The organism is Synechococcus sp. MIT S9452 (genome assembly GCF_047304245.1).
Taxonomy (GTDB): Bacteria; Cyanobacteriota; Cyanobacteriia; order PCC-6307; family Cyanobiaceae; genus RCC307.
In genome coordinates, this window is record NZ_CP138956.1 from 760,858 (window position 1) to 784,703 (window position 23,846).

Sequence of the window (23,846 nt, forward strand, 5' to 3'; positions counted from 1 at the left end):
TCAGCTGCGGCGCTGTCCGCTTGCGGTCAAGGCCGGCTCAACCTCCACATGGGGGCGGGCAATGATGTGGGCGGCCACTAAGCCATCGCCAACCCGCTCGCAGGCATCGGCGCCAGCACGCACCGCCGCATTCACAGCACCGGTCTCGCCGCGCACCATCACGGTGACGTAACCGCCGCCCACAAATTCCCGCGCGATCAGGGTCACTTCAGCGGCCTTGGTCATGGCATCGGCCGCCTCGATCGCAGGCACCAGACCACGGGTCTCAATCATCCCCAGAGCAATCCCCTGCACCGGATCCACCGTGGCTGCTGCGCTCTGACGGGCTGGAGGCTTGCGGGCAGAGGTTGTCCTGGGCTTGGCGGTTGCCGCCGGCTTGGCCGCTGCCTTTTGCGTTGTGGTTTCTGCGGGGGGCAGAGCCTTAGCGGGCTGATTGCTGCCAGACGCTGCACTACCAGCCCGCGGTGAGCTGCTACCGCTAGAGGGTTTACGGGGAGTCGGAGTGGCCATGGAGTGCTGGAGGTGTCGAGGGGATCAGGGGGGAGCGTGAGATCCGGGTCAGCCGTCGGGAGCCCAGAAATCAATGATTCCGCCGATGGTGAGATCGGTTTGCACCGTTGGATCCGGGCAAGCAAAGCGGGCTGCCGAACCACTAGCTGTGAAGACCCAGTTCCCTGGGGAAGCCCCCACCGGGTCAACGGCTACCAACTGTTTGCCCTTGTTGTTTTCCAAGACGCGCAGATGCATGTGATCGAGCCCACCGACCCGATAGCTGCACACCAATGACCCCACCACTTGCATGATTTCCATCAGCTTGCTGCCGCCGGTTTGGGGGCATCGGGGTCCCAGTGATCGATGATCCCGACAATCGTTAAATCGCTGGGATAGGACTTGCTCCCAGCCGCTTCACGGGCCGCGGAACTACCAACGCAAATGACCCAGTCGCCCGGCTTGGCGCCAACCGCATCGACAGCCACTTTTTTCGAGCTGCCGTCTTGAACGACCTGCAGGTGCTTGTGCTCGAAATCTGGAATCCTGTTCGTGGAGACCAGTGGCTTGATGACCTTGACGATGATCATGCTCAGTGACCTCCTGGGGTGGGGATGGTGATGGTGGACCGTACCGTTTCAGACGGCACGAAGTGGTTGCGGTCGCGGACAGACAGCAACAGGTGCAGCAGGCCCTTCTCAAAGAGATCGCTGTAGCGGTTTTGCATCGCCGCCATCACCCGTTCACCATTAGCGATGGCGCGCTCGCGGGCTCCCGGCACACTGCCGCGGTAGTCAAACCGCACCACCACCGGGATCGGCAGTCCGCGGGTGACATTGAGACCGCTGAAGATCTTGATGCCGACATCGAGATCCGGGGCCCCCTCCTCCACCGTGTCGAGGTGGGCGAAGTAGGTGAGGTTGCGCAGATGAATCTCCTTAAAACCAATGCCCACACCGATGAAGCGCTCGGCATGGCCGGCGTCGCTGTAGTTGCCGCCGTGGAACTGTTTGACGTAGTCGATCTGGGAGATGTTGTTTTCGATCAAACGGGCAATGAATTGATTCATGCCGGGATCGGTTGGCCCTGAGCAAGCGGCTTGCACGGCCGCTGCGATGTGGGCGCGGGCTGAAGCGGAATCCAATCCCAGGGTCTCGGCGTAGAGCTCGCGGGCATCCACCCACTGATCCAGGGCAGCCTCGCCATCGCGGTCGGGCACGTGCACGCGAATCGCATCGGTGTCGGTATCTAGGCCGATCAACAGCAGATCAACCGATGCCCCGCAACAAAAGCCCTTTTCCACCGCTTCACGGAAGGCCTTGAGCCGTGCCATGCCCTCAGAGATCGCCAAGCCGTCATCGGAACCATGGGCGGCGCAGCCCTCATGTCTGGGGTCAATGGAACTGAAGTGATAGACGACGCACTTCAGATAACGGGTCGGGTCGTGGGCCGCATTGGGGTACCCCTCACGGGAGCGGCGATGCTCGGTTTTGACCCAGCGCTCAACGGTGTCCTCAATATCAAACAGGGCCCCTGCGTGGGGGCGCCGGCGAACGCAACTCAGCGGAATGCGCAGGGCATAGGCGATGGCATGGGCCAGACGGCCATCCGCGCAAGGCGTGACGTCGAGCAGATGAAAGCCGCAGTCGAAAAGGAACTGCTCAAAGGCGTCACCTTGGTTGCCCGCTAACGGATCATTTGAGAAGAACTGATCGCTGATGCGCTGGTAGGTCTCAAACACACACCACGCGTAGAGAGTGCGCATGTCGAGTTGACCAACCCAGGCGTTCTCGAGAATCGGCTGCGGCAGGGCAAAGCCCAGCTCGGCATGGGCCAAGGCCTGAGCCACCTCAGGGAAACGGGGCTCATGCTGCTGAAACGAGAGCTGCTGCAGCACCGGAACGATGCGATCAAACGCCCCTTTGACCTCCTGCTCGTAGCGCTGCAACTCCGCATTACGGGTTGGATCACTCAGGGGGTGTTGATCACGCGGCCAAACAGCTGAGCTGGGTCGACGCGCAGCGGCGTTACCACCGGCACGTTCGGCCAAGCTGCTCACCATGGCCGGGCGACGGCGCGGAGCCGTCGGTGCCATGGGGCGCTGAACATTGCCGCGACGGGCACGCATCAGCCGCGTGCGCCACCGGAAACGGTGATGAGGGAGCCCTTATCGGTGTTGCCACTGGAACCAGTGACCGGGCTCACGGGCAGGGGGACCTCGTCATTGCGCTTCTGCTGCATCATCACCATGGCGTTCATGGGGCCAACCCGAGATGGGTTACGGCGGCGTGCCGAAGCACCCTCGGTGCCGGTCACGTGGCTGCCGCGATCCCAGTCATCACCAGTGATCTTGGTGCCTGAACCCTCACCGGTTACCCGTGAGGTGGGGTGCTGGTCCTCATCCATCGACACCGGAGCCTGGGCTTGAACCCTGGCCTGCAGAGCAGCGGCATCGTTGCGATCAAAGCGGAACTGCTCGGTGCCGGTCACCTTGCCGCCAGCCATGTCGAAGGGGCCGGTGATGCGGCCACCCTGCTCGTAGGTGCTGCCAGTGACATGGCCAGTGCGGGCGCGCTCATCCATGGCGGCCTGGGCCGGCGACTGAACACTGAACTGCTGCCAGCTCTGACCTTGCAGGGCTTGGGGAAAGTCAGCGCCGCGGCCGGAGGCGCAATTAGCAGCCTGCTGATCAGCGCCCACATAGGGGGTGCCGGTGACGTCTTCACAAGCGCCGCGCTCAGCGCCGGTCATCACACCACCAATTCCGGGCTGAATGCCGGTCATGCGGTTGGAGTTGCGAACAGGGGTGCGCTCACGCACGCTGTCCACGGCGCGGGCGCCGCAAAACTCACCTGACTGCTCAAGGCCGGCATAAGGAGTGCCGGTGACGGCTTTGCAGCTGCCGGGCTCATCACCAGTGACCATCGCCGAACGGCCAGTGCGGGTGCCACTCACCACCTGATTGCGGTTGGTGATGCTGAAGCCCACTTTGGCGGCTTCAGCTGGAGGCCGGGTGCCGCAGAAGCCTTCGTATTGCTGGGAGCCGATGTATTCATCGCCAGTGATGGCGCGGCAGCTGCCAGCTTCATTGCCGGTCATGCGGGAGGCGCGGCCAACGGCCGTTCCAGTGACGCCAGTGCCCCGCAGGGTGTTGAGGCTGGTGACTTTGGTAGCGCCGCGACCTGCAATCGGAGCTTCCGAACCGATGTATTGATCACCGGTGAGCTGCAGACCTGAACCGGACTCATCACCGGTGACCTTCTCGCTGCGGCCCACCATCACGCCGGAGACGGCCTGACCGCCCAAGGTGACCCCGCGGCCCACCTTGGCCACAGAGGGAGTCACACCACCGCAATAGGCCGAGGCTTGATCAGCGCCGATGTATTCGGTGCCGGTGACGGCTTTGCAGGTGCCGGGCTCATCGCCGGTGACCTTTTCGCTGCGGCCGACTTCATTACCCGTCACGGCATTGCCGTGGCTGGTGGAGGTGACGCGGACCTTGGCGGGTTGCTGAGCGGCCGGCTGCCCCTGACAGAAGGCCTGGAACACTTCAGCGCCGAGGTATTCGGTACCTGTGATCGAACGGCAGGTGGACGCTTCATTACCGGTGGTCTTCACCGAGCGGTTGGCTTGGGTACCGGTGACGGTTTGACCGCTGAGGGTCTCACTGGCGCCAACTTTCCAATGGGCATCAGCCGCAGCGGCTTGCTTGGCGCCGTGGCGGTTGGGGCCCGTTGGACGGGTGGGTGCACCAGCGGCTTTGCCACCAAACTTGGAGGCCGCACCGCTCTTGCTGCGCAATTCACGCACCTTGAGCGCCAGTTCGCGGCTGCTCATGTCGGGGTTGCCCTGACGCGCCACAGCAGCGGTACCGCTGGATTGAGAAGTGGTTGCCGCCTTACCGCGCTTGGATTGCGCTTCCCGGCGAGCCAACACCAGTGATCGGCTGGGGTTGTGCTGAGCGGCGCGGCGGGGGGTGGCGCGCTTGCTGGCGGCGGATTTGGTATCCAGGCTCAAGCTGGTGGGAGCAGGGGCTGCGGCTGCTGGAGCCTCTGAACGGGTCTTATGGCAATCGCAGTCTTTCTTGGCTGCAGCAGGGGCTGGAGCTGCAGCTTTTTCTTTATGGAATGCCTCAGCTCGGTTGCGATCGCTGCTTGTATCCGCTCGCTTGCCGCGACGTGAGAGGGCCTCACGGCGAGCCAAGACGAGATCGCGGCTTGGATTCGCAACGCGAGTGGGGCTGGAGCGACGAGCCGGCGCATGGCTGCTGATCTCAGCAGCAGCGACTGGAGCGGCGGCCGACGCTTGACGGGGAGGGATGGCTGGAGCCGAAGTGCGGCTCGGACGTGCCTCTGCAGCGGTGCGCACACGACCGGCGCTGGTTGATAAGCGCTTCTCCGCGGTCTTACCACCACTGGAGAGGGCCATGCGACGGGCCAAAGCGGCCTCACGACTGGATTGTGTTGCCATATCCGCCCCCGGAAAAAAAATCTTGGTAAGGGGTCCCCGCCGCAGCGGGGACCGGTCTGATCAGAAATCAGAGAAGGGCTCAGCGGCCTTCGAAAACCACGAAGCAAGAACCCTGGCTTTGGGTGTAGGCGTCGTAACCAACCATCCGCACGTGATGGTCGGGATAGGCGCGATGGCAAGCCTCGAGCTCACTGACGATCAGGTTGAGGTCCTTTTCGCCAAAGAAGGGAAGCTTCCAATAGGACCAGTAGGTGGCCATGGAATTGCTGGGGTGGACGTGCTCAATGAGCGGGCTCCAACCCTGGGCAATGATGTAAGCGATCTGGTCGTAGATCTCGTCCTGGGTCATCGGCGGGAGGAAGCCGAAGGTCTCCAGGGTGGCGACTGTTTGATAGTCACCCACGGTGCTCTGGAAAGGCATGTTGTTCCTGGGTGTGTGAAATGGATTTGGCCGGTTGCATCAACCGGCCGATGGCTTGATCAGCTCTGGACGTCGAGCTTGTCGACAGTGTCGAACTCGAACTTGATCTCCTTCCAAGTCTCGAGAGCGATGGCCAGCTCGGGGCTGTGCTTCGCGGCTTCCATGAGGATGTCGCGGCTCTCTTTCTCCAGGTGACGACCGGCGTTGCGGGCCTTGACGCAAGCCTCGAGGGCCACGCGGTTGGCAGCTGCACCAGCAGCGGAACCCCAGGGGTGACCGTGGGTACCACCACCGAACTGCAGGACGGAATCGTCGCCGAAGATGGTGACCAGGGCGGGCATGTGCCAGACGTGGATGCCGCCGGAAGCAACGGCGAAGACGCCGGGCATGGAACCCCAGTCCTGATCAAAGAAGTTGCCGCGGGTGCGGTCTTCGGGAACGAAGGACTCACGCAGCTGGTCGATGTAACCCAGGGTGGTCTGACGGTCACCCTCGAGCTTGCCCACCACGGTGCCGGTGTGGAGCTGGTCACCACCGGAGAGGCGCAGGCACTTGGCCAGCACACGGAAGTGGATGCCGTGCTTGGGATGACGGTCGATCACCGCGTGCATGGCGCGGTGGATGTGCAGGAGCATGCCGTTCTTGCGGCACCACTTCGACAGACCGGTGTTGGCGGTGAAGCCACCGGTGATGAAGTCGTGCATGACGATCGGCATACCGAGTTCTTTGGCGAACTCAGCGCGCTCATACATCTCTTCCGGCGTGTTGGCGGTCACGTTCAGGTAGTGACCTTTCTTCTCGCCGGTTTCCTGCTCAGCCAGGCGAATCGCTTCGGCAACAAACTCGAAGCGGTTCTGCCAGCGCTGGAAGGGCTGGGAGTTGATGTTCTCGTCGTCCTTGGTGAAGTCAAGACCACCGCGGAGGCATTCGTACACCACACGGCCGTAGTTCTTACCGCTCAGGCCGAGTTTCGGCTTGATGGTGCAACCCAGCAGCGGGCGGCCGTACTTGTTCATCCGGTCGCGCTCGACCACGATGCCGTTCGGCGGGCCGTAGCAGGTCTTGATGAAGGCCAGCGGGAAGCGGATGTCTTCCAGACGCAGGTGGCGCAGAGCCTTGAAACCAAACACGTTGCCGACCAGGGAGGTCAGAACGTTGGTGATGGAGCCTTCCTCGAACAGGTCGAGGGGATAGGCGATGAAGGCGTAGAACGACTCTTTGTCGCCAGGGACGTCTTCGATGCGGTAGCAACGGCCCTTGTAGAAGTCGAGGTCGGTGAGGAGCTCGGACCACACAGTGGACCAGGTACCGGTGGAAGATTCAGCAGCCACAGCAGCGGCAACTTCTTCCTTGGGAACACCTTCCTGGCCGGTGCACTTGAAGCAGGCCAGCAGGTCGGTATCGAGGGGAACGTAATCAGGAGTCCAGTAAGTGTCCCTGTACTCCTTTACCCCGGCGTCGTACTTCTTGCTCATAGGGATTACTCCGATGGGATGAGATCAATGGTTGGGATCAGCGTCCGCGAAGCGGATCGGCTGGATCTCAGTCCTTGGAGCCGAGGAAGTTGCTGCTGCCGCCGAGAGCAGGCTCAACTTCGCGGTGGGGGCGGGCAATGATGTGGGCTGCCACGAGGCCGTCGCCGACGCGCTCGCAAGCATCAGCACCAGCGCGAACAGCTGCGTTCACAGCACCGGTTTCGCCGCGCACCAGAACGGTGACGTAGCCGCCGCCGACGAATTCACGACCGATCAGGCGCACTTCGGCGGCCTTGGTCATGGCGTCAGCCGCTTCAATCGCGGGGACCAGGCCGCGGGTTTCGATCATGCCGAGGGCAATGCCCATGGTTTCAGTTGCCATTGCCAGCTCCAGAAAGAGGCGGAAGTTCGCGGCTAACACTGCTCTGCGGCCCAGTCATCCGTCAAGACGTTTGAGACCCCTAACCAATCAGCGTCTAAAGGGGGTCTGATAAGCAGCACTCATCAATTCTGTCTGAACCGTTACAACGGCTTTGCTTCGCTGACATAAGCGACGCCGCCATAGGTCTTCAAAAGTGGCTTCAACTCAGCCGCCAAAGACTCGAGCAGAGAGGAATCACAAAAAACGATCACGTGGGCATTGGCCCCAAGGCCGCTGAACTCCATCGCTTCTGAGACAACAGTGCCGCTGCCGCCGCGGCCGGTGACGTGGCGATTGACCGAATAGCCAGGCACGCCGACCCGATCCAAGCGCTTGAGCAACAGTCCAAGCTCCCGTTCATTGACCAGTACATCAAGCCGTTTCATCACAGCGATGCCCCAGGGAGGACGCGCTCAATGACTGAGAGATACAGGGGGATGCCAACGATGATGTTGAAGGGGAAGGTCAGACCCAAAGCACTGGAGATGTAGAGGCTTGGATTGGCCTGCGGCACCGTCATCCGCATCGCCGCAGGCACAGCGATGTAAGAGGCGCTGGCGCACAAGACCATGAACAGCAGGGCATTGCCCTGACTGAGATGCAGAACACTGGCCAAAACCAAGCCCACGGAGGCATTGACCAGGGGCGTCAGCAACGAAAAACCAATCAGGAAGGCTCCGGCCTGCTGGAGATCCGCCAGCCGTTGGGCCGCCACGATGCCCATATCCAGCAGAAAAAAGCAGAGCGCTCCGTAAAACAGCTGGCCGGTGAAGGGCTCCATCTTGGCGATCCCGCTGGGGCTGTATTGCGCCACCAACAAACCAATCAGCAGGCTGCCAACCAGCAAAAACACCGAGCTATTGAGAAAGGCCTCGTGCAGCACCGAACCCCATCCGGTTTCTGCGGCAGCCCCACGATCTTGCGCCGCCAACTTCACCAACAGCAGCGCCACGATGATGGCCGGCGATTCCATCAGCGCTAAGGCCGCCACCATGTAGCCATCGGATGGAATCTGCAGCACCCGCAGAAAGCTTTCGGCGGTGATAAAGGTGACCGCACTGATCGAGCCGTAGGCCCCAGCCAATGCTGCTGCGTTAAACACATCGAACTTGGTGCGAAGCACGCCGAAAGCGGCCAATGGCACCAGCACCGCCATCAACAAGGCAGCCCCAATGGTCAACAGCACATCGGAGCCAAGTCCACTGTCTTGGAGTTCGACGCCTCCTTTAAAGCCAATAGACAGCAGTAGGTAGAGAGAAAACAGCTTGGGCAGCGGCGCTGGAATCTCCAAATCGGAGCCGAGCAGGACCGCGAAAACCCCCAGAAAAAAAAACAGAATCGCTGGAGAGAGCAGGTTCTGCAGAACCAGGGCTGTGTCCATGGCACCTCTCAATAACCCGGTCTAATCAGCACTCCATCGGCTGGCCACGGTCCACAATGGGCAGCCGCTCCGCTGCAGCTGTGCCCGCATCGACACCTGAGCTGTTGATCATCGCCAGCAGCAACCCCAGCAAGGTGGCGGAATTGCAGGCGATGTTGGCGCCGGTGCAACTGAGGGTGCAGCAGCAGCCCGAGGGCATCGACATTGAAGAGACGGGCAACACCTATCTCGAAAATGCACGGCTGAAAGCCGCTGAAGTGGCTCGCCTCACCGGCCACTGGACCTTGGCCGATGACTCCGGCATTGCAGTTGATGCCCTCGGCGGCGCGCCGGGGCTCTATTCAGCTCGCTACGGCAGCAGCAATGACGAGCGCATCGGAAGGCTGCTACGGGAACTCGGCGATGGGCCCTATCGCAGTGCCAGCTTCCATAGCGCCGTGGCCGTGGCCAATCCCGATGGGGAGATCAAGCTGGAAGCCGAGGGCATATGCCGCGGCGAAATTCTGCTGCAGAGCCCAGGGCAAAATGCTGGCTACGACAGCATTTTCTGGGTGCGTGAGGCCGCTTGCACCTACGCCGAGATGAATCAACACCAACGCAGCAAACTGGGCAGCCGCGGCAAAGCGATGCGGCAGATCGCCCAGCAGATGCGGCAATTGTTTGGGGTTTAAGTGGAGCTGTTGATGCTGGCCACCGCCCGCATTGCGGCAGCCGCGGCTTCCTCCACATCACCCTCGCGGCCCGCCAAGGTCAGACGCCCGAAGGCACCCACTGCTTTGACATCAACAACGGTGATGTTGGAAGCCTTTTCGGCTTCATTGGCGGCGATGAGCACATAGCCAGCGGGTTCGGTTTCGAGGATGAACATGCTCATGCCGGCCTGAATCATCGAACCGCGGCGGTTCTGACGGTTAATCAGCACGGCATGGTCGGGCGTGATGGCCCGGATGATCTCTGTCCAGGTGACGGTGCACGGGCTGCGCTGCTCAATGCGGCTGCCAATGGCTTCCAGCACCACCTGGCCGGAATGCAACACCGTGCTTTGGTCACGGTGATAAAGGGCCAGCGAACCAAAGGCCCGCTCCACCACCATCTGGCCGAGCCGGACTGTGCTGGCCTTGAGGGCAATGTCGGTGACCCGGTGAACCGCCATGCCCGGCGACACTTCCAACCAGAGACAGGCATCACCTGGGATTGGCAAAAAGCCCTGGGAGACGGTGCCCATATAGGCCGCCAACTGGGGCTGCAGGGAATCAATAAAGACATGGGTGCGCAGCTCAATGGCGCCCACATCACTGCCTTGTCTGGAGATCCGATGCCCTTCGCTGTCGGTGGTCACCGTGACGCAGCTGGGGCCATTGGCCTCGGGGTCCACCCGCGTACCGGTAATCGCCACAGAGGATCCACCTTTGCGCTGGGCCAAGCGCAGATTCCGGGCGGATCGATCGGCAGCTAAATCCGCCAGGTGGCAATGAGTCCCAAGTCGGTGGGGACTTTAACGGCCAGGGCTACATATTTTTTTCGTTCGACTCGATACAGCACGAGCGCTGATCACACCTATCACCAGGAGTAATCAGAGGACGTTGCGACCGTGCTCACCTCCAACACCCGCCTCAAGCTTCAGGAAATCCTGCGGCGCATTGCCCATCAAGACGAGGTCAGCCTCGGCGATCGCATCTATGTGCAGAAATTCGCCGACCGTGATGCCACTGTGGCCAGCTGGTTGCGCACAGCACGCAGGCTTCAGCGCGGCCCGGCAGCCACAGGGGTGGATCAACTGCTCACCGCGCTCGACTTGGGTGATGTGGATGGCGATACCAAGGCCCCTAACAATGCCGATGACGATCTTGGCGATTGGTTCAGCGGCGCCCCGGACTGGTTACGTCGCAGCTGAGTAGCCCTTGCGCTGCGGTCCGCAGTCGGTACCTTCCGGCCAACGGACTCCTCAGCCATGGCCAAAAGCAACGGGCAGCAGACCACGGTGGACCCCCAAGCCCACGAGTGGATCTCCAAGGCCATGGAAGATGGGATCAAGCCTGAGCAGGCCTTGGCCTTCATGGGTTTGGGCCTGATGCAGCGCCTGAACGGAGAAGACAACAGCTTCACCACCATTTGGCAGGAATCCCAAGAGGGACAGGCTGATCTGCAGAGCCTGCGCCAACGCCTGGAACTCATCGACTTAGCCATTCGCACTGGAGCGCCTTTGAGCACCAGCGAAGTTGGCGCCTTGCTTGGTGCCCGACCCGGTGCCGCCATGGTTGAACGGGGCGGCGTTCAGGCCAAGCGCATCAGCCGCAACGTCTGGAAACTCAGCCGCAGCGATGACAGTAGTGAGCGCGGCGGCTACGGCGATGCCTTCCGCCGCCGCCTCTGATTAGCCCGCTGCAGCAGCATCACCATCACTAGTGCTGAACATGCGGAAGGCACTGATCATCAAAGCCACGCCAAACAACGTGCCCATGGCCCAGAGCGTGTCACTGGGCCATTCCGCCAAGACAAGCCCGCCCAACAGGCAGGTGATCACCCCATCCACCAGCACCAGGTTGCGGGCGGCATCGTTGTGGGAGGCAGCGGATGCGAGCTCCATCACGCCTTCAATCACCAACAGAGCACCAATAAATAAGGTCAAGCTGAAGGTGCTATCGAGCGGAAACAGCAGCACAAACAGGCCGCCACCGAGATAGAGCAGTGCTGAAAGCAGGCGAAACGCTTTACCCCGCCCGTCGGCTGCAGCGCCAACGCGCAACAACTGGCTCACACCGGCGGCCAAGGCCACAGCACCAAAGCCAATTGTGACCGCCAAAGCGGAGATGAACGGGAACACAATGGCTGCCAGACCCCCAAGCAACAGGAGAACCCCTGTGGTGATACGCAGATTGCGACTCGCAGGAACAGCCATCAATCAGACCTCGGCACTACCTGGAAGCTAGACAGAGCGGCCGTTCTTAACCTTTTTTCGATCTAGGACATCCAACCTTCTTTCACAGTGCCCGTGGCTGCCATGGCTGAGGCAACGCCGTCACCAGAGTCCAAGGGAGTCGTGGATGAAAGCCTGAAGCAACGGCTCAAAAAGCAGCCACGACGGCAAGAGGTGGAGCCAGCTCTGCCAGGCAGAGAGGCATTGGACCATCAAGAGGATGAAGGCGTCGAACTGCGCGGCCAGAGCATGCGTGGCGATCACTAGCTCGGCGTTGCAGACTGTGTTCTCCAACACCTCCCCAATCGTTGCCAGACACCAATGCCCTGAGCCGCCTGCAGCGGATCCGCCGCGAAGACGCTCTAGAAGCGATGGAGCGCGGGGCTGTGCTGCAGGCCTACAGCGCTGGTGAGACCATCTTCATCAGCAAACGGCATGGTCTTTGGGATTGGCAGCGCGATGGCATTCCGGGTTGGTTGCTGCCGGAGTTGGATGATGCCGGCTTGTTGCCAGAGGCGTTGAAGACCGCCTGAATTGCCCCCACACTGACGGCACTGCAGGAAAAGCCATCCAAGCGTGAACAGCGAGCTGGTGCGCAACAGCCTGAAGCTGTTCACGGCAGCCTTCATCACCGCTGGGGTCGCTCTGTGGACCGAGCGTATTGAATTTGTTTGGTATCCACTCGTCGCTGTGGTGGTGGTGGTGGATGACAACGATGACCAAACAGCCAAAGCCGCCAGCAATCGGATTCTTGGCACCGCCATGGGCGGGCTGATCACTTTCATCGTTCACACCATCGTTCAAGGCTGGGTCGGGGTGTTGGTATCGCTGCTGGTGATGATCCCGGTGCTGCGGGTGCTGGGTTGGTCCGGTGGATTGAACACTGCTGGTCTGCTGAGCGTGATGTTTTTGATGATTCCCGACTACACCGCACTGGATTGGAACTACGTCTTCAACCGCGGCCTTGACACCATTGTTGGCTGCATCATTGCCCTGCTGGTTGGCCTGTTGTTTTGGCCCCGTGGTGTCTATGAGCAGCTCAATCAAGCCGACGCCGAGTTGCGACGAGCCATGGGCGATCAGTTGCAGCGCTACCGCGACTGGCTGAACCACAAAGGGCCGCGTCCGGTGCCACTGCCACCAGCTCCACTCTCCATCAGGCTGCAGCGCATCGAGGCGCTAGTGCGCCAAGAACAACGCAGCTCTCGCCGCAGCCAGCTCAAACGACGGGGCTGGAATCGACGCCTGCTGCTGTGGCAGCAGGGCCACTTCCACTGGCTGGCCTGGGAGCAGATGATGGCCGAGCTGCCAGAGGCTGTGCTGCGGCGAGCCGAACTAGTTGAAAGCAGCGTGGAGGCCATGGCCAATGAGCTCCGCAGTGGCGTGATCGGCTCCAAAGCACCAGCCAGCCTGAAGCAATGGCACACCACCACGCAGCGTGAGCAGCTGCCACTATTCGCGATACTCGCCTTGGCCCAGGAGCAGCAACCCCTACATGGCTCCCTACGGGCCCTGGCCAAGAGCGTGCCGTGCTGATCACCCGCCGCGATCTACGCATGGCATTCACGGCGGGGCTAGGCAATGGCTTTAGCTATCTCAGCGGCATCCCTTTTGGGTATTACGTACCGCTTGCGGTCTTTGCAACAGCTGGCGGCACCTACGGCGCATCGCTCGAGCTCGGCCGCCAACGGATCCTGGGCACGATCCTCGGTGGAGCGCTGCTCTACGTCTCCTTTTGGGGGCTCAAAGACATTCCCTTGGCTTTGGCCATTGCCATCACCCTGGGGTCCCTAAGGCTGCTGGGTGGCTTACTGAAGCTCAAGGTGGGCTACAAGGTCGGCGGGCTGATTGTCGTGATGGGCTGGCTGATCCACGGCGGAGACATCCCCATTTGGATCACCATCCGGCTGTTCTGGACAGCCTTTGGGGTGATCCTCACGGTCTTAGCGCTGCAGCTGTTTTGGCCGATGCGCAGTGGCGTTGAGGTGTTTAAGCACTACGCCAACTTGCTGGTTGGCATCCAGGCGGGCCTGCAGGAAAACGTGCGCCAAATCGAAGGGGGAGCGAGCAATCGGCGCAGCGGTCAGGTGATGCACCAACAACTGCGCAACCAACTGATCAGCCTGCGTAAGGAGCTGCCGAATGTGGCCCAAGAACTCGGCGAGAACCCGATGCGGCATCCCCGCTACCTACTGATCAATGATCTGATCAGCTGTTCCTCGCGGCTGATCATCGCCACAAACGGACTGCTGCGATACCCATCGGTGAGACCGGATCTTGAGAACCTGCGGGCGATTCACCAAGCCGAATCAGCCTTGCTGAATGCTGTTAGCGAGCGGCTTGCCCTCTGGCAGCGCCTCTTGCTGACGGTGGAGACCCAAAGCAACAGGCTGCCGCCAGCACCAGCCGAGCCGTTCCAAGCGCCCGAGCGCTGGAATCGCTGTTACCGAAAGCTGCAGCAGACCGACACCAGCAACCTCAGCTTTCAACAGCTGGAGCGGATGGCCAATCGCATGAACCGCTGCCGCCAAATCCTTCGCACCATGGAGGAAACAGAACGGCAATGGGAGCATTGGCAGAGCAGCTAAGCCACCACAAGCTCAACCACGTGAGTCGTCGTTTTGAGGCCGCGATGACCACCAGCGCTCATAGCGGTAAGACAAGATCACCAACAGCACCACGAGCCAAAACCAGAGCTCGGGGGCATTGGCATTGAACAAAATCAGCAACAGCACCACCTCGGCTACCAACCAGGGCAGTTCACGCCGCAGCAATGGGTTGCGAATACGAGGAAGTCGAGTCACTGGGTCACTCAATCGTGTCGGGTTGAACCAAGAAGGGGCGGTTCCAGAGGCGATCAATGCGCAAGGTGCGGAATCCACCGGTCAGCGAGCGCAGGCCAGGAATCACATAACTCAAGGGGGAGCGCCACTCCACATAGGCATGGGTGGTGGCGGTTAGGCCCTCGCGGATTGGGAACACACCACTACCCAATGACAGCGTCCACCGGTAGCCATCCATGCTGCCTTTGCTACGAACCAATTCAATTTCAGCGCGCATCACCGGCCCATCTTTGGTGAGCTCCTTGGCCAGTTGCGGGTTCCCCGTTGTGGTCGACACATCATCTTCGGTCGAGGGCAAGGTGAGAACACTCGTGACCTTGCCAACAATCCCGCCAAAGCGTCCGCGCTGCTGCCAATCAGGCACCACCTCCACCGGCAACCCCAGCGGTAGCCGGCGCGCATCAGCCGGCTTGAAATAGGCCACAGCATTGAGCTGGGGAGCCTTACTTCCCCCGGCCTCAGACGATCCCAAGATGGTTCCCAAGCGGTCGCTGACTTTGACCGTCTGACCTGGGATCACTTGAAGATCAATCATGACGCCATCACGTCCAGCCATCACCTTGCCGTCGTAGGCGATCTGGGCTTCGGTGACGCTGATCTTGCGCTTGAGATCACCAATGGCGAATTGCCGCTCGAGTGCTTCGGTTTCAATGTCGAGCTTCACCTGCTGATAGCCCGTCAACACCCGCTTGCGTTGAATCGTGACGTCATCAAGGCTGACGCTGGTGTTGGTGAGACCTTGCTCAGCAGCCACAACCTCCCGCGACAGCGGGGCCACCACCTGACGTGAACTCAGCCACTCGAGGTTGTTGAGCTTGTTGCCATAGGTCGCTTGCAGGCGGCTGTAGCGATCGAGATCGTCATCGAATTTGGCGAGCGCCACATCCACCGCAGCCTTTTCGGTCTCCAAGCGACGAACATCACGCTCATTGAGCTCACGATTGATGGCTTCGAGCTGCAACAAGTTGCCCCGCTGCTGCGCCAATTCACGTTCCAAAACCGGCAGGTAGAGCGACATCAGCTCCTGGCCCTGCTTGACCCGATCGCCCACCTCCACATTCACCGCCAAAACTTGACCTTGCGCCCGGGCATTCAGCAATCCCGCCTTACTGGGAAAGATCAGCACACCTTGGCCTTTGACCTCCGTTGGCACCGGCCAAAACAGGGCCCAAAGCGCCAACACTCCGGTAACGCCAGTGAGGCAAACGCCAACCTGGCCGTGGTCACTCAGGCCGGCCCAGCGGGTTTTGAGCTGTTCAGCTTTGGCCTCACAGCGATCGAGCAGTTGAAAGAAGAAACGCTTCGCCATGGCGTTCAACGCGCAGATCCGGGCAAGGACAACCAGATCAAGCCAGACTGCCGCCGAATTCTTTGTCCAGGTTGTTGATCGCGCGCCCTCTTGGCTTGATGCGGTGGGCAGCCTTGATGCTGGCGCTGGTGGCCCCTGCAGCGCTGCCGGCCATGGCCCAACTGGATTCCACAGCAGAAGTTGACAAGCTCGAGCGCAGCTGGAAGCGACTCGATCGTGAATTGCGGGCTCTCGATGCCCTGATTCCTCCAGAACCCGAGCCGATTCCCAATCGCTTTGAACCGGCGCCACCGCTGCCGCAATCGCTCTTGAAGCCCAATGCAGCTCCCACTGGGGCCTTAGCTCCAGGTGCAACGGCAGCGCCCACCCCCCTGGCGCTCCCAGATACCAAACAGCTCCAAGCCGGAACCATCCAATCGCTGAGCTTGGATCAAGCTCTCGCCATTGCCTTCAACAACAACCCAGCACTGCAAGCGCAGCGGGAGCGCGTTGCGGCAGCCCTGGCTGAACTGCAGGCCGCCATGGGCACTTACTGGCCGCGCATCAGTGCCTACGCCGAGGGGAGCACGGGGCAGAACAGCAACAACATGAACGTGCCCACGGGCAATGACAGCCTCAATGGCATTCCCGTGATGTCGAAAAACGGGCTGCTCGATTCCAAGAATCAACCCACCGATGGCCCCTTCTACACACCAGCAGGCGGGGGGGCTTACTACAACGGCACCGACAACCTCGGTGAAGCGGGCCTAGAGATCGACTACGCCTTGATCGACTTTGCACGCACCCCCCTGGTGCAGGCGGCGCGCGCCAGCCTCGAGCAACAGCGCAATCGCTACGGCAATCAACTGCGGCGTCTGCAACTCGATGTCAGCGAGGCCTATTACGGACTGCAGCGCGCCGATCAGAACGTGCGGATTCAAGACGCCGCCGTTCAAAACGACCTGGTGATCTTGCAGGACACCTTGGACATGCAGATTGCCGGCTTGGTGCCGCGCTTGGATGTGATGCGTCGCCGTGCCATTGAAGCCAGCGACCAGGAGGTGCTGATCCAAGCCATGGCCGATCGCGCCATCGCCCGGCGGCGCTTGGCTGTGGTGCTCAACCTCAACCCAGAGATCACTCCCAGCGCCAGCGATCCGATCGTGCCGATGCCGGATTGGCCGCTTGATCTGGAGGCCAGCCTGCTGGCGGCCTATCGCGGCAACCCCGAGCTGGAAGCCATCCTGGCCGCGCGCCAGGCACTAGCCAAGCGCAGTGATGCAGTAGCTGCTCAGCTGCTCCCCAAGCTGTCGCTGTTCGGCAATGCCGGCACATACGGCATCAATGAGCAGATGCACAACGTGATTCCCAAAAACGGAGGCTGCTGCGGTACCGCGATCAACTCCGTGTCCAACAACAGCGGCTACGACTGGGCCCTAGGGCTCAGCCTGCAGTGGCTGCTGTTTGATGCTGGCACCACCAGCGGCCAAGCCCGGGCACTCGATCGGCTAGCGGCCGCAAGCGCCCAGGACTATGCCGCCATGCGCAACGCCATTCGCTTGCGGCTGGAGAGCGCCTTCTTCAACCATGAAGCCAGCTTGGCGAAATTGGCGTCAGCGCGGCGAGGGGTTGCCTCCGCCATCGAGGCGTTTCGCGATGTGCGGCTGCGCTATCAAACCGGCCTCTCCAGTGAGCTGGATCTCTCGATCACCCAAGAGCGCTTAATCAGCAGCCTGGTGCAACGCCTTAATGCTGCGGTGGATGTGAACATCACTTACGCCCAGTTGCTGCGGGAACTGCTGCCCGTGCCCCTGGACCCCAACGCGCCCTTCACGCCCCAGCTCACCTACACAGCAAACCCAAACCCCTGATCTGACTCCAATCCTCGGTTGCCAAGGCCTGGGCCATCAGGGGAGTGAGCGCTGGCACCAACGCAAACGGACCACCAAAACCGGTGAACAACGAGAGATTGGGGCAGCCAGGTAGCGGTCCCAGCAAAGGTTGTTGATCGCGGCTGTAGGCAACCGGCTGTTGCTGCAAGCGAAAGGGGCCATTGGAGCCCTCACTTAGCGAGGGCACGAGCTGTGATCGAACCCTGCTGAGCTGCTCGAAATCCTGATCAACGGGCGGTGGGTCATCAATGGGGCGATCAAACCAGGAGGTTTGCCCAACCAAGAGACCACCCCCTGGCGCCGGCGCCAGACCTGGATCACAGATCACAGCCGCACCCGAGGCAGCGGTTTCACGCCCGCCGCGTTGCCCCAACAGCGGCATGACGATCCGCTCAGCACTTAACTGCGCTCCATCACAGCGGCCAACCCCAGCCCAGCTGAAGGCCAACACCGGCGGCGCCTGCAAACCCATGGCCTGCAGCAAAGCCAGCATCGCTGCACCACTGCACAACACCACCGTTTGACCACTCTCGAGCCGTTGCTGCAACTCAGCAGCCGGCAATGGAGCGCGGCGCTGCACTCCTGCCACTGTCCATGCGCGCTCAAGCCCCTGCTGCAAGCCCAGCGGGTCAATCCGCCAATAGGGCAATTGCATCACTCCGCCTAAATCAGCTCCAGCCAGGAGCGGTTCCTGCTCAATCGCCTCTTGAGCTGGGAGTGCTGTGAGCTCTGGCTGTTGCGGCAACCCGGCCAAGCCTTGCTGAACCTTGGCAACCGCTTGCGCGGGAGCTTGCTCAGGCCAATGCAGCCACAAGTGCGCCCGCCGTAGCCCCAGCTCCCCATGGCGCTGCTGCAGCTGATCCCAGCGGCATGGTGCGGTAGCCAACAGCTCCCCCAAGGGATTGGCAGCACCTGCCCACCAGGGCACACCCCCATAGCTCCAGCCCGTCGCTGAATCGACCAGCGAACCGCCAGCCAGTTCCACCTCAACACCAAGCTCGGACAACGCAAGCGCCAGCAACCCACCACTAAGGCCCGCCCCGAGCAACAGCATCCGGGGCGGGGATGCCATCAGTAATTGAGCGTGAACGAAGCAATCATTTGATGGAACATCTCCTGCACCTTGGGCCAGCGGGCTTCATTGGTGCTGGCAGCCAGGGTGTAGAGCTGACCGTGATCAGCCACCACTGTGGCCAGTTCATGACGGTCCCGTTCCGCGAGATGGACCTTGAACTCCAAGTCGTAGAAGGTGCGGCCCAAATCTTCCCGCTCACTGGCTTCGATCAGCTCAGCTTCACGGCCGCTGCCAGGTGGTGCAATCACGGTGCGACCCAGCTTTTCACCCACCGCCACAACGCTGCCGAGATCCTCCAAACGCTTATCAGCATCAACAGGAGCAATCACCAGGCTGAGGGTTTCGTCACTGTTGATCAGATCGTGGAACACCACCTCGGGGCCATCGCTGATGGCCACCCGGCTCCAACCGGTCGGATAGAGGAAGGCATAACGGCCATCGGCGCTGCTGAAGCGCTGCAGACCCGCCGCCGAACCTGCGCAACTCACCAGCAACACAGCCAACAGCAGTGGCAGCAGCAAGCCCAGCAGGCGACTTATGCGTGAACGTGCCATGGCAGAACTTGGCCCAAGTGGGCCCCATTGTGGCGTGATGACCTGCCTAGATTTCAGCCAAGCCATTTCAGGCCGCTGACTGTCTTCACCCGACCACTGGCCCGGCTGATCGAGCAGTTCGAGCGCTTGCCCGGCATCGGCCCGCGCACAGCCCAGCGGCTGGCGCTCCATTTATTGCGCCAACCCGAGGAGCAGAGCCGCGCCTTTGCCGATGCCCTGTTGGCGGCGCGCCAGCAAGTGGGCCAGTGCCAACGCTGCGGCCACCTCTCGGCCGATCCAATTTGCGACATCTGCCGCAACCCCGAGCGCAACATTGGACTGATCTGTGTGGTGGCCGATTCCCGCGACCTGCTGGCGCTGGAGCGCACCCGTGAGTTTTCCGGTAGCTACCACGTGCTGGGCGGATTGATTTCGCCGATGGATGGCATTGGGCCTGAAGCCTTGGGCATCCAACCGTTGTTGCAAAGGCTGGATCCTGAGCAGATTGAGGAAGTGATCCTGGCGTTGACCCCCAGCGTGGAAGGAGACACCACCAGCCTGTATCTGGCACGGCTGCTCAAACCCTTCTGCCGGGTGACCCGCATCGCCTACGGCCTACCGGTGGGCAGTGAGCTGGAATATGCCGATGACGTCACCCTGGCCCGGGCCCTCGAAGGGCGCCGGACTGTGGAGTGAACTACCGGATATGAAGCCCACCTCCCGCTACAGCTCCATCCCCCCCGCTGAGCGGCTGCCGGAATGGCTGCGGCGCCCCATCGGCAACGCCAGCGATTTAGAGGCTGTGCAAGGGGTGGTGAAACAGCAGCGGCTGCACACCATTTGCGAAGAAGGGCGCTGCCCCAACCGCGGCGAGTGCTATGCCGCCGGCACAGCCACCTTCCTACTGGGGGGCCCGATTTGCACCCGCAGCTGCGCCTTCTGCCAAGTCGACAAAGGGCAAGCCCCGCTCCCGCTGGACCCACTGGAGGCTGAGCGTGTGGCCGAGGCCGTCGAGACGCTCAAGTTGCGTTATGTGGTGCTCACTGCTGTCGCCAGGGACGATCAAAGCGATCACGGCGCCAGCTTGTTCACCCAAGCGATGGCAGCGATTTGGGCCCGCAATCCGCTGGTGGGAATTGAGGTGCTGACCCCGGATTTTTGGGGAGGCCACCGCAACGAACAAGCAGCCATCAACGCCCAACGCCAGCGACTGCAAACCGTTCTGGACGCCAAGCCAGCCTGCTTCAACCACAACCTGGAAACCGTGGAACGGCTGCAGGGTGAAGTGCGCCGCGGCGCCAGCTGGGCTCACTCCCTGGGCTTACTGGCTGCCTCGCGCGAGCTATCCCCAACCACCCCCACCAAATCAGGGCTGATGCTCGGGCTTGGCGAAAGCTTTGAAGAAGTGGTGGCGGCGATGGAAGCCCTGAGGGCCGTGGATTGCCAGCGGCTCACCTTGGGGCAGTACCTGCGGCCATCGCTGGCCCATATCCCTGTGCAGCGGTACTGGCACCCGGATGAGTTTGATGAACTCGCCCAGATTGCGCGCGAGCTCGGTTTTGCAGATGTGCGCAGTGGTCCGCTGGTGCGCAGCAGCTATCACGCCGCTGGCTAAGCCTTCGGCTGGATGCCATCGAAGATCACATCGTGCGTGGCGCCATTGGGGCCGAGCTCCTCATTGATGGAGCGAGTCCAGCGGCGAAGCAAAGATGTGAACCACACCAGCATGGTGATCAGCGCGAAGAGCGAGGGGCCGTGAGCTTGCAGCGCAGGCCGGACTCAAAACGTAGCCGTGATAACCGTTGTTGAGCTTTAGGCATTCATGCCTTTTTTCCTGCCATGGCCCTGTTGCAGCCAACGCGGATTCGCATCCTGGCCATCGGCAAGCTCAAACGGGGCTGGATTGCCGATGGGGTGGGCTTCTACCGCAAACGGCTGCCAGGGCTAGAGATCGTGGAACTCAAAGACAGCACACCAGCCAAGGAAGCCGAGGCCATCCGCGCGGCTAGAAAACCAGCCGAACGCTTGGTGTTGCTGAGCGAAGAAGGCCAGCAGCGCAACTCGGTGGGGTTGGCCGAACTCCTCGGGGACTGGGCATCCGAACGCCTGGCCCTGGTGATTGGTGGCGCCGATGGCCACGACCCCACGCTGAAACAACAAGCCGATGCCATGCTCTCCCTCTCGGCGCTGACCTTCCCCCATGAATTGGCGAGGCTGATGCTGGTGGAGCAGCTCTACCGGGCCAGCACGATCCTGCAGGGCGGTCCCTATCACCGCAGCTGAAGCCGCCGCTCGCAGCGGCGCAGACCTTCGGTGCAATCCCCGCGCATCAATAGCCCCGAGCCACCCCAGATCAAGCGGCGCGGCAGATCCCACGGAGCAGCAGCGAGCTCCCGTTGGGGCTGAAAGCCAAGCCGCTCGAAATAGCGCACCAAACGCCGGTGCTGGCGGGGGTCATCACGAATCGCCAGCAGCCAAGCCGTGCGGCATGGGGTTGCTTCGAGGGCCCAGGCAAAGGTGGCCGCCCAAATCAACAGCCCCACATCCTGGGTGTCGCGTCCTTGCACGCGCAAGGTGTCGAGCCGCAGCCCTTGGCGCTGGGGCGTCGCCCAGCCTTTGAGTTCGCCCAACAGCGCCAGGCTCTGCTCGGAGCTGCGGCGCGCCACCACAACCCGGAGAGTTTGCAGGGGGCCGGCACCACCCAACTGCAAGCGCAACAGCAAGTCCCGCGCAGCGGCCTGCTGTTCAATCAGCGCCAAATCAAAGCTCATGGCTCGGCCCGGTAGCGATCAGCCGACAACACCGCATCCAAGGGCAGAGGGCCATAGAGATGGGGGAACTGTTCGCCGGTTGGGATGGCTTCCCATTTCAACTGATCGCTCGGCAATGTGTGGGGATCAACCGTGAGCAGCACCACGTGATCCAGATCGGCGTAGAAGCGCCCATGGGTGGCCTCAAGCTGATGGGCCCCGCTGAGATGGATGAACCCCTCCTCTTGCAAAGAACGGCCGCGGGTGGAGCGCTGATAACTGCCCTGCTGGCGGGCGTCTTGCCACTCACGGGGCAAGGCCAGGTGATAGAGCCACTGCGGTGAACGCCAGCGCTGCCGCGCTGCCCATGGCGGTTCTAAAACCGCGGCCAGCTCAGGCGAGCTGAGGAATTGCTCCAACCAGCGCTGCAGGGGCTGCAGGCCTGGCTCAGCATCAAAAGCAGCTGGATCGCTGTGGCGGAATTGACGCACAAACGGAAGCAGAGCCAGATCCACCAACGAGGGGGCTGAACCCAGCAACCAACCCTGCTGCTGGATGCGTTCATTCCACTCGCGCAGGAGGGCCAGTGCCTGCTGACGATGCCCCGCACCATCACAGCCGCTGTAGCGATGGGGGTAGCGGTAGCGATCGAGATGGTGCTTGAAAGGGCCGTCGTTTTGCTGCAACAGCAGCTCGCTTTCGCGGCTTGCCGCCAACTCCAACAGGTGAGTGGGGTCGTTCTGGGCCAAGGCCCAACGCATCAACTCCAGGCTTTCATCAATCGGTGGCCCATCAGGCCGCACCAGCACCGGAACCGTGGCCTTGGCTGAGGCGGCGATCAGCTCAGGAGGCTTGCAGCGCAGATCCACTTCCCGCAGTTCGAGGGTGATGCCGGCTTGCTGCAGAGCCAAACGGGCCCGAATGGCATAGGGACAACGGCGAAAGCTGTAGAGAATCAAGCCAGTCAAGCCTTAAGCCCCAGAAGGGGAGGCCAGGCTGATGCGCTGGTAGCAGAACCACAGCCACTGCTGGAAAAACAGGTTGCGGTGGGAACGCCACAGCGTTTGCGGCAGTTCGGCATCAAAGTTTTGTGGCGGCGGCACATCACCGCGAGCCCGGTCCCGCTCCATCTCCGCCAGCAAGCGACCTGAGCTGTATTCCGGATGCCCCAGATGCATCAGCTGACGTTGATCAGGGGTTTCAAAAATGCTGTAGCCCACCTGCTCACCGTGGGCGAGTAAGCGCAAGCGCCCTTGCCGCTGGGCCTCTTCCATAGCAGCATCATCCAAACCAGCATGGCGGCTTTGCGGGCAAACAAAGCTGTCGTCTTGCGTTCCCATCAGGGCGTGCCCCGGCTTGAGGCTGCGCATGGGGAACACCCCAAACAACTTCTGCTTAAAAGCCGTCTTGTCGACCCCAGCCAGGTAGGCCAAGGCAAATCCAGCCCAGCACAGGCCCAGCGTGCTGGCGCACTGGGTGCGGGCAATACCAATCAACTCGACCATTTCCTGCCAATAGGTGACCTGCTCGTAGGCCAGATGCTCCACAGGAGCGCCGGTAATGATTAAGCCATCGAGGGGCGCTGATGCATTGGCTTGCTCCCAAGAGCGATATTGCTGATCGAGATGGTTGTGATCCCAGGTCTTGTAGTCGTGGGATTGAAGGCGAATCCACACGGGTTCAATTTGCAGCGGCGAAAGGCCGAGGGGATGCAACAAATTGAACTCATATTGCATGCCCAAAGGCATGATGTTGATGATGCCAATGCGCAGCGGCCTGATGTCTTGCCGCTCCGCCAATTCAGGCTCGATCCATGAGATCCCGTTGCGCTCAATTGCCGCGACTTTGTGATAGTTCCTCGGCAATATGAGCGCCACGGTTCTGTGCTCCC

30 protein-coding genes are annotated in these 23,846 nt (G+C 61.5%); 11 read left to right on the forward strand and 19 right to left on the reverse strand.

Annotated features, from left to right (window positions below; genetic code table 11):
• The 10 genes from SIB46_RS04155 to SIB46_RS04200 all read right to left on the reverse strand — a co-directional run bounded on the left by SIB46_RS04155 (position 1) and on the right by SIB46_RS04200 (position 8,657).
• A complete protein-coding gene (locus SIB46_RS04155) occupies positions 1-510 on the reverse strand; it encodes a BMC domain-containing protein (RefSeq protein WP_413297284.1) in 510 nt (169 codons plus the stop codon).
• A gap of 48 nt (positions 511-558) precedes the next feature.
• Positions 559-810: a carboxysome peptide B gene (locus SIB46_RS04160; protein WP_413297285.1), complete on the reverse strand. Its 252-nt coding sequence runs from the start codon at positions 808-810 to the stop codon at positions 559-561.
• The gene (locus tag SIB46_RS04165) at positions 810-1,079 is read right to left on the reverse strand and encodes a carboxysome peptide A (protein WP_413297286.1); all 270 of its coding nucleotides are present in this window, start codon (positions 1,077-1,079) and stop codon (positions 810-812) included. The genes SIB46_RS04160 and SIB46_RS04165 overlap by 1 nt, the downstream gene beginning before the upstream one ends.
• Before the next feature lie 2 nt (positions 1,080-1,081).
• Positions 1,082-2,617 carry a carboxysome shell carbonic anhydrase gene (locus SIB46_RS04170; RefSeq protein ID WP_413297287.1) on the reverse strand — a complete coding sequence of 512 codons (1,536 nt, stop codon included), beginning with the start codon at positions 2,615-2,617 and terminating at the stop codon, positions 1,082-1,084.
• Positions 2,617-4,959, reverse strand: coding sequence for a CsoS2 family carboxysome shell protein (locus SIB46_RS04175; RefSeq protein ID WP_413297288.1), 2,343 nt, complete (start codon positions 4,957-4,959; stop codon positions 2,617-2,619). The genes SIB46_RS04170 and SIB46_RS04175 overlap by 1 nt, the downstream gene beginning before the upstream one ends.
• A gap of 79 nt (positions 4,960-5,038) precedes the next feature.
• Positions 5,039-5,380, reverse strand: a complete 342-nt coding sequence (locus SIB46_RS04180; RefSeq protein WP_011935237.1) for a ribulose bisphosphate carboxylase small subunit — start codon at positions 5,378-5,380, stop codon at positions 5,039-5,041.
• A 59-nt stretch (positions 5,381-5,439) separates the two neighbouring features.
• On the reverse strand, positions 5,440-6,855 hold the full coding sequence (locus SIB46_RS04185; protein ID WP_413297289.1) for a form I ribulose bisphosphate carboxylase large subunit: 1,416 nt from the start codon (positions 6,853-6,855) through the stop codon (positions 5,440-5,442).
• Positions 6,856-6,922: 67 nt separating this feature from the next.
• On the reverse strand, positions 6,923-7,237 hold the full coding sequence (locus SIB46_RS04190) for a BMC domain-containing protein (protein WP_011935235.1): 315 nt from the start codon (positions 7,235-7,237) through the stop codon (positions 6,923-6,925).
• A 140-nt stretch (positions 7,238-7,377) separates the two neighbouring features.
• Positions 7,378-7,662, reverse strand: a complete 285-nt coding sequence (locus tag SIB46_RS04195) for a P-II family nitrogen regulator (protein ID WP_413297290.1) — start codon at positions 7,660-7,662, stop codon at positions 7,378-7,380.
• Entirely contained in the window at positions 7,662-8,657 is a 996-nt protein-coding gene (locus tag SIB46_RS04200; RefSeq protein ID WP_413297291.1) for a sodium-dependent bicarbonate transport family permease, read from the reverse strand. The genes SIB46_RS04195 and SIB46_RS04200 overlap by 1 nt, the downstream gene beginning before the upstream one ends.
• A 56-nt stretch (positions 8,658-8,713) precedes the next feature.
• Between SIB46_RS04200 and rdgB the strand changes: the two genes are divergently transcribed.
• Positions 8,714-9,328: an RdgB/HAM1 family non-canonical purine NTP pyrophosphatase gene (gene rdgB, locus SIB46_RS04205; protein ID WP_413297292.1), complete on the forward strand. Its 615-nt coding sequence runs from the start codon at positions 8,714-8,716 to the stop codon at positions 9,326-9,328.
• Here the strand turns inward: rdgB and SIB46_RS04210 are convergent.
• Positions 9,325-10,080 (reverse strand): BMC domain-containing protein, encoded by a 756-nt coding sequence (locus SIB46_RS04210; protein WP_413297293.1) that lies wholly within the window; start codon positions 10,078-10,080, stop codon positions 9,325-9,327. The two genes, rdgB and SIB46_RS04210, sit on opposite strands and share 4 nt — an antisense overlap.
• A gap of 168 nt (positions 10,081-10,248) precedes the next feature.
• Between SIB46_RS04210 and SIB46_RS04215 the strand changes: the two genes are divergently transcribed.
• Entirely contained in the window at positions 10,249-10,551 is a 303-nt protein-coding gene (locus tag SIB46_RS04215; protein ID WP_413297294.1) for a hypothetical protein, read from the forward strand.
• A 57-nt stretch (positions 10,552-10,608) separates the two neighbouring features.
• A complete protein-coding gene (locus SIB46_RS04220; protein ID WP_413297295.1) occupies positions 10,609-11,031 on the forward strand; it encodes a hypothetical protein in 423 nt (140 codons plus the stop codon).
• Here the strand turns inward: SIB46_RS04220 and SIB46_RS04225 are convergent, their stop codons facing one another.
• The gene (locus SIB46_RS04225; protein ID WP_413297296.1) at positions 11,032-11,556 is read right to left on the reverse strand and encodes an HdeD family acid-resistance protein; all 525 of its coding nucleotides are present in this window, start codon (positions 11,554-11,556) and stop codon (positions 11,032-11,034) included.
• Between the two features lie 102 nt (positions 11,557-11,658).
• Between SIB46_RS04225 and SIB46_RS04230 the strand changes: the two genes are divergently transcribed.
• From SIB46_RS04230 to SIB46_RS04245, 4 genes are read left to right on the forward strand one after another with little or no spacing between them, the layout of a single operon-like run.
• Positions 11,659-11,841: a hypothetical protein gene (locus SIB46_RS04230; RefSeq protein WP_413297297.1), complete on the forward strand. Its 183-nt coding sequence runs from the start codon at positions 11,659-11,661 to the stop codon at positions 11,839-11,841.
• Positions 11,842-11,882: 41 nt separating this feature from the next.
• Positions 11,883-12,107, forward strand: coding sequence for a hypothetical protein (locus SIB46_RS04235; protein ID WP_413297298.1), 225 nt, complete (start codon positions 11,883-11,885; stop codon positions 12,105-12,107).
• Positions 12,108-12,150: 43 nt separating this feature from the next.
• A complete protein-coding gene (locus tag SIB46_RS04240) occupies positions 12,151-13,110 on the forward strand; it encodes an FUSC family protein (RefSeq protein ID WP_413297299.1) in 960 nt (319 codons plus the stop codon).
• Positions 13,104-14,162 carry an FUSC family protein gene (locus SIB46_RS04245; protein ID WP_413297300.1) on the forward strand — a complete coding sequence of 353 codons (1,059 nt, stop codon included), beginning with the start codon at positions 13,104-13,106 and terminating at the stop codon, positions 14,160-14,162. The genes SIB46_RS04240 and SIB46_RS04245 overlap by 7 nt, the downstream gene beginning before the upstream one ends.
• A 12-nt stretch (positions 14,163-14,174) precedes the next feature.
• Here the strand turns inward: SIB46_RS04245 and SIB46_RS04250 are convergent, their stop codons facing one another.
• Together SIB46_RS04250 and SIB46_RS04255 are read right to left on the reverse strand one after the other, a co-directional pair.
• Positions 14,175-14,378: a hypothetical protein gene (locus SIB46_RS04250; RefSeq protein ID WP_413297301.1), complete on the reverse strand. Its 204-nt coding sequence runs from the start codon at positions 14,376-14,378 to the stop codon at positions 14,175-14,177.
• A gap of 4 nt (positions 14,379-14,382) precedes the next feature.
• The gene (locus tag SIB46_RS04255; protein ID WP_413297302.1) at positions 14,383-15,726 is read right to left on the reverse strand and encodes an NHLP bacteriocin system secretion protein; all 1,344 of its coding nucleotides are present in this window, start codon (positions 15,724-15,726) and stop codon (positions 14,383-14,385) included.
• A gap of 98 nt (positions 15,727-15,824) precedes the next feature.
• Here SIB46_RS04255 and SIB46_RS04260 point away from each other — a divergent pair, with 98 nt between their 5' ends.
• Positions 15,825-17,576: a TolC family protein gene (locus SIB46_RS04260; protein ID WP_413297303.1), complete on the forward strand. Its 1,752-nt coding sequence runs from the start codon at positions 15,825-15,827 to the stop codon at positions 17,574-17,576.
• Here SIB46_RS04260 and SIB46_RS04265 read toward each other — a convergent pair.
• Positions 17,548-18,669, reverse strand: coding sequence for an NAD(P)/FAD-dependent oxidoreductase (locus SIB46_RS04265; protein WP_413297304.1), 1,122 nt, complete (start codon positions 18,667-18,669; stop codon positions 17,548-17,550). The two genes, SIB46_RS04260 and SIB46_RS04265, sit on opposite strands and share 29 nt — an antisense overlap.
• Complete coding sequence (gene psbP / locus SIB46_RS04270) at positions 18,669-19,226, reverse strand: photosystem II reaction center PsbP (protein WP_413297305.1); 558 nt, start codon at positions 19,224-19,226, stop codon at positions 18,669-18,671. The genes SIB46_RS04265 and psbP overlap by 1 nt, the downstream gene beginning before the upstream one ends.
• A gap of 96 nt (positions 19,227-19,322) precedes the next feature.
• Here psbP and recR point away from each other — a divergent pair, with 96 nt between their 5' ends.
• The 3 genes from recR (at position 19,323) to SIB46_RS04285 (ending at position 21,488) form a co-directional block, all read left to right on the forward strand.
• Complete coding sequence (recR, locus tag SIB46_RS04275) at positions 19,323-19,901, forward strand: recombination mediator RecR (protein ID WP_413297700.1); 579 nt, start codon at positions 19,323-19,325, stop codon at positions 19,899-19,901.
• Between the two features lie 10 nt (positions 19,902-19,911).
• A complete protein-coding gene (lipA, locus tag SIB46_RS04280; RefSeq protein ID WP_413297701.1) occupies positions 19,912-20,820 on the forward strand; it encodes a lipoyl synthase in 909 nt (302 codons plus the stop codon).
• Positions 20,821-21,044: 224 nt separating this feature from the next.
• Positions 21,045-21,488, forward strand: coding sequence for a 23S rRNA (pseudouridine(1915)-N(3))-methyltransferase RlmH (locus SIB46_RS04285; protein WP_413297306.1), 444 nt, complete (start codon positions 21,045-21,047; stop codon positions 21,486-21,488).
• Here the strand turns inward: SIB46_RS04285 and SIB46_RS04290 are convergent.
• The 3 genes from SIB46_RS04290 to SIB46_RS04300 are packed head-to-tail and all read right to left on the reverse strand — an operon-like array spanning position 21,476 to position 23,832.
• Positions 21,476-21,976, reverse strand: coding sequence for a hypothetical protein (locus SIB46_RS04290; protein ID WP_413297307.1), 501 nt, complete (start codon positions 21,974-21,976; stop codon positions 21,476-21,478). The genes SIB46_RS04285 and SIB46_RS04290 overlap by 13 nt on opposite strands.
• Entirely contained in the window at positions 21,973-22,923 is a 951-nt protein-coding gene (locus SIB46_RS04295) for a DUF952 domain-containing protein (protein ID WP_413297308.1), read from the reverse strand. Before SIB46_RS04295 ends, SIB46_RS04290 begins: the two co-directional genes overlap by 4 nt.
• 3 nt (positions 22,924-22,926) lie before the next feature.
• Positions 22,927-23,832, reverse strand: a complete 906-nt coding sequence (locus SIB46_RS04300; RefSeq protein WP_413297309.1) for a homoserine O-succinyltransferase — start codon at positions 23,830-23,832, stop codon at positions 22,927-22,929.
• Positions 23,833-23,846: the final 14 nt, after the last annotated feature.